Source organism: Microbulbifer agarilyticus (assembly GCF_019800665.1).
In the GTDB taxonomy this organism is placed as follows: domain Bacteria; phylum Pseudomonadota; class Gammaproteobacteria; order Pseudomonadales; family Cellvibrionaceae; genus Microbulbifer; species Microbulbifer agarilyticus_C.
The window spans coordinates 663,944-677,869 of sequence record NZ_JAHVKO010000003.1 but is presented as its reverse complement, the minus strand read 5'-3'; the positions used below and the strand labels follow the sequence as shown (position 1 = coordinate 677,869).

The following is a 13,926-nucleotide window of genomic DNA, read 5'->3' as shown; positions in this document are numbered from 1 at the left end:
TAGACATTGTGTCGAACGAAAAAGGGGATGCCACTGGCATCCCCTTTTTTTATTCTTTCCGGTCGCTGAGTAGATAATTCAGCTTTCTGTTGTAGGCCCTTTGTGTTCCAGGGTTATCCGCCAAGGAAAAGGCTTCTGAAAAGTGCACGCGAGAGTCATCGAGCTCACCCAGGCGAAAGCGCGTGAGCCCCATCAAAAAGTGAAACCTGTGATCGTCCTCGTATCGCCAGATAGCGCGCCGCAGCTGGCTCTTCGCACTCTTATAGTCGCCCTCTTCATACGCAGCCCGCGCCTGGTAATACAGATAATACGGATTACGCTCGCGATGGTAGCGGGCCCGTTTCGCGTAGTAATCGGCTAGTTCAAACTGTTGCTGCTTGCGATGCAGGCGCTCCAGGTTGCTCATCGCAATGGCGTGATCGCCCTTTAACTGCAGTGCGCGCTTGTAACTTTCCTCGGCCGCACCAAATTCCTGATTGCGGCTGTAAAAAGCACCGAGATTTGCCCAGAGATCCGCATGATGCGGTCTCAACTCCAGGGACTTGCGCAGATAGCGGAAGGCATCGCGCATCTCACCTTGCTGCATCAACTCAAGACCACGGTTGCTGTAGTACTGGGCGAATGCCTCGGTATCGGAAATCTTGCGCTGATCGTAGACAGGGTCATAAGCCTGCAGGTTGAAATCGACCACGCGCCGTCCGCGCGGGCTCTGGCTCACCATGTTGATATGGCGGTACACCACAAAGGTCTGAGCTTCCTCGTGCCCCCACACCGGAGGCACTTCCACCTGATTGAAATAGGCATTAGCACCGAGTTCCCGGGCCATGGCTACCATCAGCACGGTGAACGCCATGCAGTTGCCCACCTGCCGGGAATAAGTTTCGCTGGCGGTGAGGGTCTTGTCCGCATGGTATTGCACCGTGTAATCGCGGCGCTCAAATCCCTTCAGCAGCATTTGCAGGCGGTGCTGGGGGCCCGAGTCCGGTGCAATTTCCGCGAGGTAAGCCCGCATCTCTGGTGCCAGGCCCAGGATATCGTCCTCCGGTAGCTCCGAGAGGCGCACAGGTTCTGCAAACAGGGACTGGCCGGATAACAACCAATGGGTATCGATTGGCTGGTGTACCTCGTCCGGGACACTGGTGCAGCCACTCAGCAGCAGCGCCAGAACCGCAAACCAGATCTTGTTCCGCCAAGCAGCCAGCAGTGACCGATTTTTGCCTGTCATTCCAGAATATTCCGGGGTTTTCATGGTTATTCTCCCCATATCGTTTTCTGAATCTCTGATTTTCCACAATTCTTGTCGTGTAGGAATACCTTTCGCAGGTTCATTTCCTGTTTCAGCTGTAACCATTCGCCAGTTTCCGGCACCGCTGTTACACTCGCAGGGGATTAACTTATAACGTTATAACAATCGGAAACGCTGATATGTCGTCACAACTACAACACAACAGCGATGGCTTCTTTGGTCATCCCAAAGGGCTCTCCACCCTCTTCTTTACCGAGATGTGGGAACGGATGAGTTACTACGGCATGCGGGCCCTGCTGGTCCTGTTCATGACCGCCAGCCTGCAGCAGGAAGGCCTTGCCTTCACCGTTGCCGCTGCAACCGCAATCTACGGCCTGTATACCGGTGCCGTGTACTTCCTGGGCCTCCCAGGTGGCTGGATTGCCGACCGCCTGCTCGGTGGCCAGCGTACCGTCTGGTACGGCGGTATCATCATTATGTGCGGCCATATCGTGCTGGCCATTCCCAGTGAGAATACCTTCTTTATCGGCCTGATTCTGGTTGCCACCGGTACCGGTCTGCTGAAGCCAAATATCAGCGCCCTGGTTGGCCACCTCTACGCCGACGACGACGTGCGTCGCGACAGTGGCTATGCCCTCTACTACATGGGTATCAACATCGGTTCCGTACTGGGCTACATGATCTGTGGCTACTTCGGTGAGAAAGTGGGTTGGCATTGGGGCTTCGGCGCCGCTGCCGTGGGCATGGCGATCGGCCTGGTCCAGTACCGCAAGACCATCGGCAACCTGGGCGACGCCAGCCTGAAGCCGGAACACCCGATGACCGAAGCCGGCGCCAAGAAGGCCTGGGGCACCATCTGGGCGGTTGTGGCTGCCGTTGTGGTAATCACTGCGCTGACCATGAGCGGGGTGATCGTGTTTGATCCGGTTTCCGTGGCCAAGTATGTGGCCGTTGCCTTCACCCTGATCTTCTTTATCTACTACGCCTATATCTACTTTGCCGGCCAGCTGAGCCCGTCCGAGAAGAAGCGTATGTGGGCACTGTTCCTGGTGTGTGTGGCTTCCGCGTGTTTCTGGTCTGGTTTTGAGCAGGCGGGTTCCTCCCTGAACCTGTTCGGCCGCGACTTCACCGACCGCATGATCGGCTCTTTCGAGATCCCGGCATCCTGGTTCCAGAACGTGAACCCAATGTTCATCATCATCCTGTCGCCGTTCTTCGCAGCGCTGTGGATTAACCTGGGCAAGCGCATGATCTCGCCGTCCTACGGCATGAAATGTGCGGTTGGTCTGATCATCATGGCCACCGGCTTCATCGTCATGTTCTTCGCTGCCCAGCAGGCCGCTGCAGGCCTGAAAGTGGCGCCGATGTGGCTGGTAACCACTTACTTCCTGCACACCGTGGGTGAGCTGTGCCTGAGTCCGGTTGCACTGAGTGCAGTGAGCAAGCTGTCTCCGCGCCGCTTCGCTGGCCAGATGATGGGTGTGTTCGTACTCACCTACTCCATCGGCAACATCATCGCTGGTCTGCTGGCTGGTAACTTCGACCCGAACAATGTTTCCGAGCTGCCGAACCTGTACCTGCAGATCGCCATCTTCAGCATTGGTATCGGTGCCGTGATCGCGCTGATCAGCCTCAAGTCCAAGTCCTGGGAATCCCAGGGTGGCGACCATATCGAGCCTGTTGAGCCGGCCGAAGCTACTGCCAAGACCGTGTAATCGCTCGATTACAACCTAATAAAAAGGCCGCTGCGGGTAACCGCAGCGGCCTTTTTTTATGTGCACTGTTTTCGACACAGGCGAGAGCTAGATCAACCGAGAACCACCCCATAGTTCAACCAAATAAAGCGCGCTCCGATCAGGAACAACAAGCCGGCAAAGCAGTTTTTCAACAACTGGGGTGAAAGCTTGTGCGCGAGCAGCGCGCCGAGGCGGGCAAACCAGGTACTGGCGAGCACAATGCCGAGAAACGCGGGCCAGTAGATATAGCCGCTACTCCACTCCGGTAGCTGTGGATTGTTCCAGCCCTGCACTACGAAACTGAGCGCACCGGCGACGGCAATAGGCAGGCCGCAGGCAGCGGACGTCGCCACCGCGCGCTGAATGACCACATGGCAGCGGCTAAGGAATGGCACCGTCAGAGAACCTCCGCCAATACCAAAAATCGCCGAGACCCAACCGATAAAGCCACCGGCAAACGAGAGCCCCACCCTGCCCGGTACACGGCTGCCGTCGCTGACGAGCTGCGCCTTGCGCAGGCCGTCGCGCCACATCTTGAGTGCGATACCAACGGCAAAAATACCAATCAGCAGCTGCAGCCAGGCGCCGCTCAGCCAATCGGCGGTCATGCCGCCAATCCAGGAGCCAATCAAGATACCCGGCGCCATGGCCGCCACAATGGCCCAGTCCACCGCCCCTTTGAGATGGTGGGTGCGAATGGAGCTGATGGAAGTGATGATGATGGTGGCGAGAGAGGTCCCCACCGCCATATGGGTGAGAATCTCTGGTGCGATGCCCTGAGCGGCAAATACCAACACCAGTGCCGGCACGATGATCAGGCCCCCACCGACACCAAACAGGCCGGCGATGGTGCCCGCCCCCATCCCCACCAGCAAGTAAATCAACAAAACTTCCACTGCGTGCCCCCGGTCCCTTATTGAAAGGTCATCAAAAAAAATGCAAAAAAAACGGTGGCATATAGCCACCGTTTTTGTCGGCCCGCAAGCGGGCCCGGAAACCAGCGGGATTACTCCTCGCCAGTCGCCTCATCCGCCTGCTCGGCTTCATCGGCTTTGGCTTCCTTGATGGACAGTTTGATGCGGCCGCGCTGGTCTACGTCCAGTACCTTGACCTTCACCATCTGGCCTTCGCTCAGGTAATCGGTAACCGCATTTACGCGCTCTTCCGCGATCTGGGAAATGTGTACCAGACCGTCTTTACCCGGCAGGAAGTTAACAAACGCGCCGAAGTCCACGATGCGCACAACCTTACCTTCGTAGATCGCGCCGATTTCGGCTTCCGCGGTGATTTCCTCGATGCGGGTTACCGCCGCTTCCAGGCTCTCGCCGTCTTCACCGAATACCTTCACGGTACCATCGTCTTCGATGTCGATGGTTGCACCAGTATCTTCGGTGATGGAGCGAATGGTCGCACCGCCTTTGCCAATCACGTCGCGGATCTTGTCCGGATGGATCTTCAGGGTGGCGTAACGCGGAGCGTTTTCGTTAACCACTTCGCGGGAAGCACCGATGACCTTGTTCATTTCCGCGAGGATGTGCAGACGCGCGTGCAGAGCTTGCTCCAGTGCGGTCTCCATGATCTCCTCGGTAATGCCTTCGATCTTGATGTCCATCTGCAGCGCGGTCACACCAGAAGCGGTACCGGCTACTTTGAAGTCCATGTCGCCGAGGTGGTCTTCGTCACCCAGGATATCGGTCAGAACGGCAAAGCCTTCGTCTTCCTTCACCAGGCCCATGGCGATACCGGCAACCGGTGCCTTCAGCGGAACACCCGCGTCCATCAGGGCCAGGCTGGAACCACACACAGATGCCATGGAGCTGGAACCGTTGGATTCGGTGATCTCGGATACCACACGCAGGGTGTAAGGGAACTCTTCCGGGTTCGGCAGTACCGCAGCGATACCGCGGCGAGCCAGACGGCCGTGGCCAATTTCACGACGGCTAGTAGCACCAACACGACCCGCTTCACCTACAGAGTAGGGAGGGAAGTTGTAGTGCAGCATGAAGTAATCTTTACGCTCGCCTTCCAGGGCGTCGATGATCTGTGCATCGCGGGTCGCACCCAGAGTAGAAACCACCAGCGCCTGGGTTTCACCGCGGGTGAACAGCGAGGAACCGTGGCTCTTCGGCAGAACGCCAACTTCTACGGAGATCGGGCGTACAGTTTTGGTGTCGCGGCCGTCGATACGCGGCTCACCACGTACCACAGCTCCACGTACGGTCTTCTTCTCCAGCTTGCCGAAGTAGCTCTTAACGGTGCCTTCATCCAGCTCTTCAGTCGCCAGAGCTTCAGCCGCTTCGTTACGCAGCTCGCCCAGACGGGTAGTACGCGCTTGCTTGTCGGTGATTTTGTAGGCTTCTGCTACTTTCTCACCGAACTGTGCTTCCAGCGCAGACTTCAGTTCTTCGTTAACCGCTTCCGCCTGCCAATCCCAGGTGGGCTTGCCCGCTTCGGCTTTCAGTTCTTCACAGACTTTAACAACTGCCTGCATTTCCTGGTGGGCGTACAGTACCGCACCCAGCATGATGTCTTCCGGCAGCTCCGCAGCTTCGGACTCAACCATCAGTACTGCGTCTTTGGTACCGGCAACAACCATGTCCAGCTCAGACTCTTTCAGAGCGGCATAGCCAGGGTTCAGGATGTAACCGTCTTTCTCGGTGTAACCAACACGGGCAGCACCAATCGGGCCCGCGAAAGGAATACCGGAAACAGACAGGGCAGCAGAGGTGCCGATCATGCCGGCGATATCCGGATCTACGTCTTTCTCGGCGGACAGTACAGTGATCATCACCTGTACTTCGTTCATGAAGCCATTCGGGAACAGCGGACGGATCGGACGGTCGATCAGGCGGGAGGTCAGAGTTTCTTTCTCAGACGGACGGCCTTCACGCTTGAAAAAGCCACCGGGAATCTTGCCGGCCGCGTAGGCTTTTTCTACATAGTGTACGGACAGCGGGAAGAAGCCCTGATCTGGTCTGGCTTCTTTGGCGCCTACAACGGTACACAGAACAACGGTTTCACCGATGGTGACCAGCGCTGCGCCGGTGGCCTGGCGTGCAACTCGGCCAGTCTCAATGGTGACTTGATCTTTTCCGTACTGGAATGTTTTGGTTACTGGATTCACTAGTTTCTTTCCTGTTTCCTTACGGCTGCTGGCCCATTCCAACAGCCCCTACAGTGTTCGCCCGCAAACAAACGGACGATGGTTGCCGGCCTGTAACTTATGCCGGCAATCCCGGGGAACTGCTTAACCGACTCCCCGAAATTCTTATATTCACTCGTTCCTGCACCGCAATGCGTATAAAGCAGCATTTATACAAGAACTAAAAAGAACAATGCCCGCCAGAGGCGGGCATTGTCAGGGTCTTAGCGACGCAGGCCGAGCTTGGCGATCAGCTGAGCGTAACGGTTCAGATCCTTGCGCTTCAGGTAGTCCAGCAGCTTACGACGCTGGTTTACCATGCGGATCAGACCACGACGGGAGTGGTGGTCTTGCTTGTGAGAAGCAAAGTGACCCTGAAGCTTGTTGATGTTGGCAGTCAGCAGGGCTACCTGAACTTCCGGAGAACCGGTATCACCTTCAGACTGGCCGTGCTCTTTCAGGATGGCTGCTTTTTCGTTTGCAGACAGTGCCATAACGAATTACCTCGTTCGTAACATGCTTTGAAAATTCGGCTGGCCCGTGCATGTTTACAGACCAGCTAGTCGCTTATCCCCCGAATTCGCCGGAAAACCGGCTCCTGCGGGTTATTTTACCAACCGGCGGGGAGCAACCCGCCCGTCATCAGTAATCTCTCCAACGCCCAGAAATTCACCACTTTCCAGGAAGAGGCGCACCATATCACCTTCATCGCCCAAGCGATAGACCTGCAGATCCATAACCGGCTGCCCCTGACGCAGATAGTAACCCGTGTCATCCGCGAGGATCATCTTGGGCAGCCCAGAGGCGGGAGAATCAGCTGACAACAGGTGGTGATCGAGCACTTCAGCGCGGTCTTCCCCACGCTCTTCGGTCAGCTCATCCAAGGTGACCGAGTCGTCTTCATGGTAGGGACCTGCGGCAATGCGGTGCAGTTTTTCCACAAAAGCCCCTACACCCAGCGCCTTACCCAGATCTTCCGCGAGACTGCGCACATAGGTGCCCTTGGAACAGTGCACCTCAACTTCTGCCCTGGGCAGCTTGTCCGGGGAGTCTACGGCCGGGATAAAGTTCAGCAGCTCGTAAGAGAAGATCTCCACCTGGCGCGCTTCGCGCTCTACTTCAATGCCCTGACGCGCGAGCTTGTACAGCGGCTGGCCATTGTGCTTCAGCGCGGAATACATGGATGGCACCTGGCTGATGGTGCCGCGGAAATCCGCCATGGCATCGTGCACCTGCTGCTCGGTGATCGCCGAGGCATCGCTGGTGGCCACCACATTGCCATCCGCATCACCGGTTTCGGTGGTCATGCCGAGGCAGAAGGTACTGCGATAGCGCTTGTCGGCATCCAGTAGGTACTGGGAAAACTTGGTTGCCTCACCGAAGCATACCGGAAGCACGCCGGTCGCCAGCGGGTCCAGCGCGCCGGTATGGCCGGCGCGATTGGCAAAAAACAGGCGCTTGGCTCGTTGCAGGGCGTCGTTGGCAGAAATACCGGTGGGCTTGTTCAGCAACAGCACACCATTTACCTGCCGGCCCCATTTTGGTCTGCGGCCCATCAGTCGTTCTGTTCTTCCGGTTCGTCGTCAGACTTTTTCTGGTCGGACTTCACCGCCTTGTCGATCAGCGCCGACAAGTGCTGGCCACGCACAGAGGTTTCGTCGTAGCGGAATTGCAGACGGGGAATGGTACGGATCTGGATTTCCTTGGCGAGCTGGCTGCGCAGGAAGCCGGCGGCCTTGTTCAGCGCATCCATGGAAATATCGATCTTGCTGCGATCATCTTCGCCCACCAAAGTGACAAATACTTTGGCAGTGGTGAGATCGCGGCTCACTTCCACGTCGTTGACATTGACCATGCCAACACGCGGGTCGCGTACTTCGTGCTGAATCAGCCGTGCCAGCTCACGACGCATGGCGTCGGCAACCCGGTCGGCTCGATGAAATTCTTTGGCCATTGTTTACCTATTAAAAATGGCATTTCGCCGACAGCCAGGCCCCGCGGTAAAACCGCGGTGGCCCAACTGCCGGCGAAAGAGAACGTTACAGTTCGCGGGCAATTTTTACGATGTCGAAGACTTCGATCTGATCGCCAGGCTTGACGTCATTGTAGTCTTTAACGCCGATACCACATTCCATACCGTTGCGGACTTCCTGCACGTCATCTTTGAAACGACGCAGGGATTCCAGGTCGCCCTGGTAGATCACAACGTTGTCACGCAGTACACGGATCGGCTTATTGCGGTACACGGTACCCTCGGTAACCATACAACCGGCAATCGCACCAAGTTTCGGGGAGCGGAATACGTCGCGCACTTCGGCGATACCGACGATTTCTTCGCGCTCTTCCGGGTCCAGCATGCCAGACAGGGCCTGCTTCACTTCGTCCAGCAGGTTGTAGATCACGCTGTAGTAACGTACTTCAACACTTTCGGTTTCTGCCAGCTTGCGAGCAGCGGCGTCGGCACGGGTGTTAAAACCGATGACGATCGCGCCAGAGGTCAGCGCCAGGTTGATATCGTTTTCTGCAATACCACCTACACCGCTGGATACCACGTTAACGGATACTTCTTCGTTACCGATATCCGCCAGTGCGGCCAGGATCGCTTCCAGGGAACCGCGCACGTCGGCCTTAACCACAACCGGCAGTACTTTCTTCTCACCGGCTTCCATGTTGGCGAACATGTTTTCCAGCTTGGCAGCCTGCTGACGTTGCATACGCTCGGTACGCTCTTTGTCGGCGCGCTGTTCAGCAACTTCACGGGCTTTACGCTCGTCCGCCACAACCATGAACTCGTCACCAGCATTCGGGGTGCTATCCAGACCCAGCAGCTCTACCGGTGTGGATGGGCCCGCTTCTTTCACGGATTTACCCAGTTCGTTGGTCATCGCACGCACGCGGCCGTAGCTCTGACCGGCCAACACGATATTACCGCGCTGCAATTCGCCGTTCTGTACCAGCAGGGTGGCAACCACACCGCGACCTTTTTCCAGGCGCGCTTCGATCACAACACCGGTGGCCGGTACACCGACCTTGGCGTTCAATTCCAGCATCTCGGACTGCAGGGATACTGCTTCCAGCAGCTCATCAATACCCTGCCCAGTGTGGGCAGATACTTCGATGAACTGGGTGTCGCCGCCCCAGTCTTCAGGAATCACGTCTTTCGCTGCCAGCTCGTTCTTTACACGATCCGGGTCAGCCGCTTCTTTATCACATTTGTTGATCGCCACAACCAGCGGTACACCGGCAGCCTTGGCGTGGGCGATGGCCTCTTCGGTTTGCGGCATTACACCGTCGTCCGCGGCCACAACCAGGATAACCACGTCGGTCGCCTGAGCACCACGCGCACGCATGGCGGTAAACGCGGCGTGTCCCGGTGTATCCAGGAAGGCAATCTCGCCCTGGCTGGTCTTCACCCGGTAAGCACCGATGTGCTGGGTAATACCACCGGCTTCACCGGACGCCACCTTGGTTTCACGGATGTAGTCGAGCAGAGAGGTTTTACCGTGGTCAACGTGACCCATTACGGTCACAACCGGGGCACGGCTCACGTCTTCGCCGCCTTCCTGCTGAGATTCAGCAACCAGCGCTTCTTCCAGAGCGTTCTCGGAGAGCAGCACCACTTTGTGGCCCATTTCTTCGACAATCAGGGTCGCGGTATCGCGATCCAGGCTCTGGTTGATGGTGACCATTTCGCCCATCTTCATCAGGCGTTTGATCAGCTCACCAGCCTTAACATTCAACTGCTTGGCGAGTTCACCAACGGTAATCGTCTCGCCCAGTTGTACTTCGTACACTTGCTTTCCTGTCGGCTTTTTGAAGCCGTGTGTGTTCTTCACTTTCAGCGTAGGACGGGACAATGAGCGGGTACCGCGTTTGCCGTCGTCATCCCCGTCAAATGCTTCCAATGCGGCATCGTACAGGGAGGTTTTGCTGGATTTTTTCGGGCCGGACTTACCGCGACGGCTGCTGCGACGTTTGCGCGGCTCATCGTCTTCAGTGCTGCTGTTATCAACGGCAGCTTCCTGCTTGCGACGCAGGGATGGCTTGACGCCACCAGAGGTATCCGCGGCGGTTTTCTGCTTGGCCTTTTCGGCGCGCTCTTTCTGCTCTTCTTCAACGCGCTTGCGCTCGGCTTCTACGCGCGCCTTTTTCTCTTCCAGCTCTGCCGCTTCGCGTTCCGCTTCTTTCTTGCGGCGCTCCATGGCGGCAATACGCATGGCTTCAATATCGTCCACATAGCTGGAGCGAACGGGCGCAGGTGCAGGCTTGGCTTTCGGCGCAGGCTTGGCTTCGGATTTGGCCTCTGCTGCAGGCTTCTCGGCTTTGGCGGCCTCTTCAGCCTTGGCCTCAGCTTCCGCTTTGGCAGCCTCGGCGGCTTCTTTTTCAGCCTGTTCTTTCGCTTGAGCTTCGGCTTCCGCTTTAGCGCGGGCTTCAGCTTCAGCAGCTTCCTTCTCAGCCTGAGCACGCTCGGCTGCGGCCTTCTCCGCTGCAGCCAGTTCCTCTTCCGCCTTCTTCAGTGCGGAAGTATCCACTTCTTCCTGCGGCTGTTCTGCGTCGGACTCTGCGCGCTTCACGTAGGTGCGTTTTTTGCGAACTTCCACATTCACGGTCTTGCGGCCGGTGCCAGAGCCGGTTTTCAGCGTGGTGGTCGTTTTACGCTTGAGGGTAATCTTGCGAGGTGCGGCGTCCTCTTCCCCTTTACTGCTGCCGTGGCTGCTTTTCAGGAAATTGAGCAGGACCTGCTTCTCTTCTGCAGATACCTTCGCATCTGCGGAAGTGTGGGGCAAACCCGCTTCGTGCATCTGCTTAAGCAGACGCTCCTCGGTGGCACCAACCGATTTGGCGAGTTCGCTAACTGTTACTTCGGCCATTCTCTCTCCTAAAAATTCGCATTGCGGCGGCGCGGTATCAATTCATCTTTCCGCTCCGCCCTTGGCCTGCCGGGCAGGCTATTCGGGGCGTGCGCGCCGCCAACTTAGTGGCGCGCTGGGCCGGGCTCACACCCGGCACTTGGGCATTAAGCCTCTTGATCACTGTCGTCGGCGAACCACGGCTCGCGTGCTTTCATAATCAGGGCTGCGGCACGTTCCTGGTCCATGCCTTCAATTTCCAGCAGGTCGTCAACCGCCTGCTCTGCCAGGTCTTCCATAGAAGCAACACCGCGGCTGGCAAGCTGGAACGCCAGCTGACGGTCCATACCTTCCATGTTCAACAGATCTTCCTGCGGCTCGGACGCTTCCAGCTCCTCTTCGGAAGCCAGTGCCTGGGTCAGCAGGGCATCTTTGGCGCGGGCGCGCAATTCTTCGGCGATCTCTTCGTCAAAGCCTTCGATGTCGAGCATTTCCTCGATGGGTACGTAGGCCACTTCCTCGAGGGAGGTGAAACCTTCTTCAACCAGAACGCCGGCAACATCTTCGTCGATGTCCAGACGCTCCATGAAGGTTTCCATGATGCTGCCAGATTCCGCTTCCTGCTTGGCCTGCCACTCGTCAACGCCCATCACGTTGATCTGCCACTCGGTCAGCTCGGAAGCCAGACGCACGTTCTGACCGCTGCGGCCAATGGCCATGGCCAGGTTTTCTTCCGCTACCGCTACGTCCATGGAGCCCGCATCTTCGTCGACCACGATGGACTCGATTTCGGCAGGTGCCATGGCGTTAATCACGAACTGGGCCGGGTTTTCATCCCACAGGACGATATCCACACGCTCACCAGACAATTCGTTGGAAACCGCCTGAACACGCGCACCGCGCATACCCACACAGGCACCAACCGGGTCGATACGACCGTCATTGGTGTTCACCGCAATCTTGGCGCGCAGGCCCGGATCGCGAGCGGCGCCGCGGATTTCGATCACTTGCTCGGAGATTTCCGGCACTTCGATACGGAACAGCTCGATCAGCATCTGCGGGCAGGAACGGCTCAGCATCAGCTGCGGGCCGCGGGCTTCCGGTTGGATTTCCAGCAGGATGGCGCGTACACGATCGCCGAGGCGGAAAATTTCACGACCAACCAGCTGATCGCGCGGCAGGCGCGCTTCGGCATTGCTGCCCAAGTCCACCGCGATAAAGTCGCGGGTCACTTTCTTTACGGTACCGCTCACCATTTCGCCAACGCGATCGCGATACTCATCGACGATCTTGGCGCGTTCGGCTTCTCGGACCTTCTGTACGATAACCTGCTTGGCAGTTTGTGCTGCGATACGACCGAAGCCTACGTTTTCCACCTGCTCGCGGAACACGTCGCCCGCTTTCAGTTCGGGATCTTTTTCATGGGCTTCTTCCAGGGTGAACTGGGTACCCAGCTCCGCCAGAGTGTCGTCGTCGACAACTTCCCAGCTGCGGAAGGTTTCATAGTCACCACTCTGGCGATCGATGATCACCTCGATAGTGGAATCTTCGTCGTAGCGCTTCTTGGTGGCCGTCGCAAGGGCCACTTCGATTGCCTGGAAAATAATATCCCGGTCAACGCCTTTCTCGTTGGAAACCGCTTCGGCTACCAGCAAGATTTCTTTGTTCATGCAGCTGCCTCTTCAAAAACGCTACGTGCTGACTATTCAATGCTTTGGTGGAACCGTTACCTGTGTCCCACCCACTACTTCCGCATTGCCCTTTATTGTTGGCCCGAAAACCGGACACTGGCCCAAAATTCAGGCCTGAAACTCTGTTACTGCTTATTTGCTGTCATCAAATTGCGGAATGATGTTTGCCTTCTCGATACTGTCGATGGGCAGCAAATATTCATTTTCGCTATCGATACGCAGGACGATCTCGTCACCCTCGACACCGGCCAACAGACCGCGCCATTTGCGCTGCCCGTCCAGTGGCATACGCAGGCGCAATTCAACCTGGGCACCGATATAACGCTGGTACTGTTCCAGCTTGTACAGCGGGCGATCCATCCCGGGGGAGGACACTTCCAGGGTGTACTTGCTGGTGATGGGATCTTCTACATCCATCACCGCGCTGACCTGGCGACTGACCTTTTCACAGTCGTCCACGGAGATACCGCGCTCGGCGTCGATATAAATTCGCAGCAGGGCGTTGCGACCGTGGGTCTGGTAATCAATCCCCCACAGTTCGCAATCCAGTGATTCAACCACCGGAGCCAGAAGCTCTTCCAAAAGTTCGCGCTTGCTTGCCATATCACCACTTTGGCCCCGGCCCGCGCCAATCGCAGTGCGACTGCCCGGAGGGGCGGATGCGCGATCGCTTGTGCCGACCGCAAAAAACAAAAAATGGGCAGCGGAGCTAACCCCACGGCCCGAATGAGAAACCGCGGCGCCGACTCCCGGCCCATTCGGATGGCAAACCGGGAAATTCCCGTTTGCCGCAGATACGAAAAAGCCCCTAATAGGGGCTTCAACTGCGTAGTCACATAATATTCATGTAACTACAAGAATTTGGTAGCGGGGGCAGGATTTGAACCTACGACCTTCGGGTTATGAGCCCGACGAGCTACCAGGCTGCTCCACCCCGCAACAACAACTCTGGGGCTAGGCGACCACTTAAACCTCAAGAAGTATAAATGGAAATTTGGTAGCGGGGGCAGGATTTGAACCTACGACCTTCGGGTTATGAGCCCGACGAGCTACCAGGCTGCTCCACCCCGCACCAACGACCCGGAAGTCGACCTGGTAAGTCTCGACTTCCTGCGGTGGGTGACCCCAACCGCTCAGAGGCTGCGCATTCTATTGATCGACCCACTGGGAGTCAAGTCACTTCTGGCATTAAATTACTCCCGTCAGTCACGGGACGCGAACCAGCTGCGCGATACATCATAGATACCTATATATAGATAGC

General features: G+C 57.1%; 11 protein-coding genes and 2 tRNA genes. 2 read left to right on the top strand and 11 right to left on the bottom strand.

Annotated elements, in window-relative coordinates; all coding sequences use genetic code 11:
- Positions 1-49: 49 nt before the first annotated feature.
- Positions 50-1,225: a tetratricopeptide repeat protein gene (locus KUV22_RS08545; protein ID WP_261319277.1), complete on the bottom strand. Its 1,176-nt coding sequence runs from the start codon at positions 1,223-1,225 to the stop codon at positions 50-52.
- A 200-nt stretch (positions 1,226-1,425) separates the two neighbouring features.
- On the opposite strand from KUV22_RS08545, the gene KUV22_RS08540 reads away from it, so the two are divergent.
- Positions 1,426-2,961, top strand: coding sequence for a peptide MFS transporter (locus KUV22_RS08540; protein WP_222230136.1), 1,536 nt, complete (start codon positions 1,426-1,428; stop codon positions 2,959-2,961).
- 92 nt (positions 2,962-3,053) lie between these two features.
- Here KUV22_RS08540 and KUV22_RS08535 read toward each other — a convergent pair whose 3' ends face one another.
- The 10 genes from KUV22_RS08535 to KUV22_RS08490 all read right to left on the bottom strand — a co-directional run bounded on the left by KUV22_RS08535 (position 3,054) and on the right by KUV22_RS08490 (position 13,737).
- On the bottom strand, positions 3,054-3,878 hold the full coding sequence (locus tag KUV22_RS08535) for a sulfite exporter TauE/SafE family protein (protein ID WP_222230134.1): 825 nt from the start codon (positions 3,876-3,878) through the stop codon (positions 3,054-3,056).
- A 110-nt stretch (positions 3,879-3,988) separates the two neighbouring features.
- Positions 3,989-6,106, bottom strand: a complete 2,118-nt coding sequence (pnp, locus tag KUV22_RS08530; RefSeq protein WP_222230132.1) for a polyribonucleotide nucleotidyltransferase — start codon at positions 6,104-6,106, stop codon at positions 3,989-3,991.
- 242 nt (positions 6,107-6,348) lie between these two features.
- Complete coding sequence (gene rpsO / locus KUV22_RS08525) at positions 6,349-6,618, bottom strand: 30S ribosomal protein S15 (RefSeq protein WP_066966910.1); 270 nt, start codon at positions 6,616-6,618, stop codon at positions 6,349-6,351.
- A gap of 111 nt (positions 6,619-6,729) precedes the next feature.
- Entirely contained in the window at positions 6,730-7,680 is a 951-nt protein-coding gene (gene truB, locus KUV22_RS08520; RefSeq protein WP_222230130.1) for a tRNA pseudouridine(55) synthase TruB, read from the bottom strand.
- On the bottom strand, positions 7,680-8,078 hold the full coding sequence (gene rbfA, locus KUV22_RS08515) for a 30S ribosome-binding factor RbfA (protein ID WP_077401119.1): 399 nt from the start codon (positions 8,076-8,078) through the stop codon (positions 7,680-7,682). The genes truB and rbfA overlap by 1 nt, the downstream gene beginning before the upstream one ends.
- 85 nt (positions 8,079-8,163) lie before the next feature.
- Entirely contained in the window at positions 8,164-10,995 is a 2,832-nt protein-coding gene (infB, locus tag KUV22_RS08510) for a translation initiation factor IF-2 (RefSeq protein ID WP_222230129.1), read from the bottom strand.
- 146 nt (positions 10,996-11,141) lie between these two features.
- Positions 11,142-12,644: a transcription termination factor NusA gene (gene nusA / locus KUV22_RS08505; RefSeq protein WP_222230127.1), complete on the bottom strand. Its 1,503-nt coding sequence runs from the start codon at positions 12,642-12,644 to the stop codon at positions 11,142-11,144.
- Between the two features lie 153 nt (positions 12,645-12,797).
- Positions 12,798-13,268, bottom strand: coding sequence for a ribosome maturation factor RimP (rimP, locus tag KUV22_RS08500; RefSeq protein ID WP_222230125.1), 471 nt, complete (start codon positions 13,266-13,268; stop codon positions 12,798-12,800).
- A gap of 259 nt (positions 13,269-13,527) precedes the next feature.
- Positions 13,528-13,604: transfer RNA gene (locus KUV22_RS08495), tRNA-Met, on the bottom strand.
- 56 nt (positions 13,605-13,660) lie between these two features.
- Positions 13,661-13,737, bottom strand: a tRNA-Met gene (locus KUV22_RS08490).
- Here KUV22_RS08490 and KUV22_RS08485 point away from each other — a divergent pair.
- Entirely contained in the window at positions 13,701-13,907 is a 207-nt protein-coding gene (locus KUV22_RS08485; RefSeq protein WP_222230123.1) for a hypothetical protein, read from the top strand. The two genes, KUV22_RS08490 and KUV22_RS08485, sit on opposite strands and share 37 nt — an antisense overlap.
- The last annotated feature ends 19 nt before the right edge of the window (positions 13,908-13,926 follow it).

What these genes read in the sequence shown, in the direction of transcription:
- rpsO (WP_066966910.1), bottom strand. Translation starts at nt 6,618, where the DNA reads ATGGCACTGTCTGCAAACGAAAAAGCAGCCATCCTGAAAGAGCACGGC.
- infB (WP_222230129.1), bottom strand. Translation starts at nt 10,995, where the DNA reads ATGGCCGAAGTAACAGTTAGCGAACTCGCCAAATCGGTTGGTGCCACC.
- rbfA (WP_077401119.1), bottom strand. Translation starts at nt 8,078, where the DNA reads ATGGCCAAAGAATTTCATCGAGCCGACCGGGTTGCCGACGCCATGCGT.
- KUV22_RS08545 (WP_261319277.1), bottom strand. Translation starts at nt 1,225, where the DNA reads ATGACAGGCAAAAATCGGTCACTGCTGGCTGCTTGGCGGAACAAGATC.
- truB (WP_222230130.1), bottom strand. Translation starts at nt 7,680, where the DNA reads ATGGGCCGCAGACCAAAATGGGGCCGGCAGGTAAATGGTGTGCTGTTG.
- nusA (WP_222230127.1), bottom strand. Translation starts at nt 12,644, where the DNA reads ATGAACAAAGAAATCTTGCTGGTAGCCGAAGCGGTTTCCAACGAGAAA.
- KUV22_RS08540 (WP_222230136.1), top strand. Translation starts at nt 1,426, where the DNA reads ATGTCGTCACAACTACAACACAACAGCGATGGCTTCTTTGGTCATCCC.
- rimP (WP_222230125.1), bottom strand. Translation starts at nt 13,268, where the DNA reads ATGGCAAGCAAGCGCGAACTTTTGGAAGAGCTTCTGGCTCCGGTGGTT.
- KUV22_RS08485 (WP_222230123.1), top strand. Translation starts at nt 13,701, where the DNA reads ATGAGCCCGACGAGCTACCAGGCTGCTCCACCCCGCACCAACGACCCG.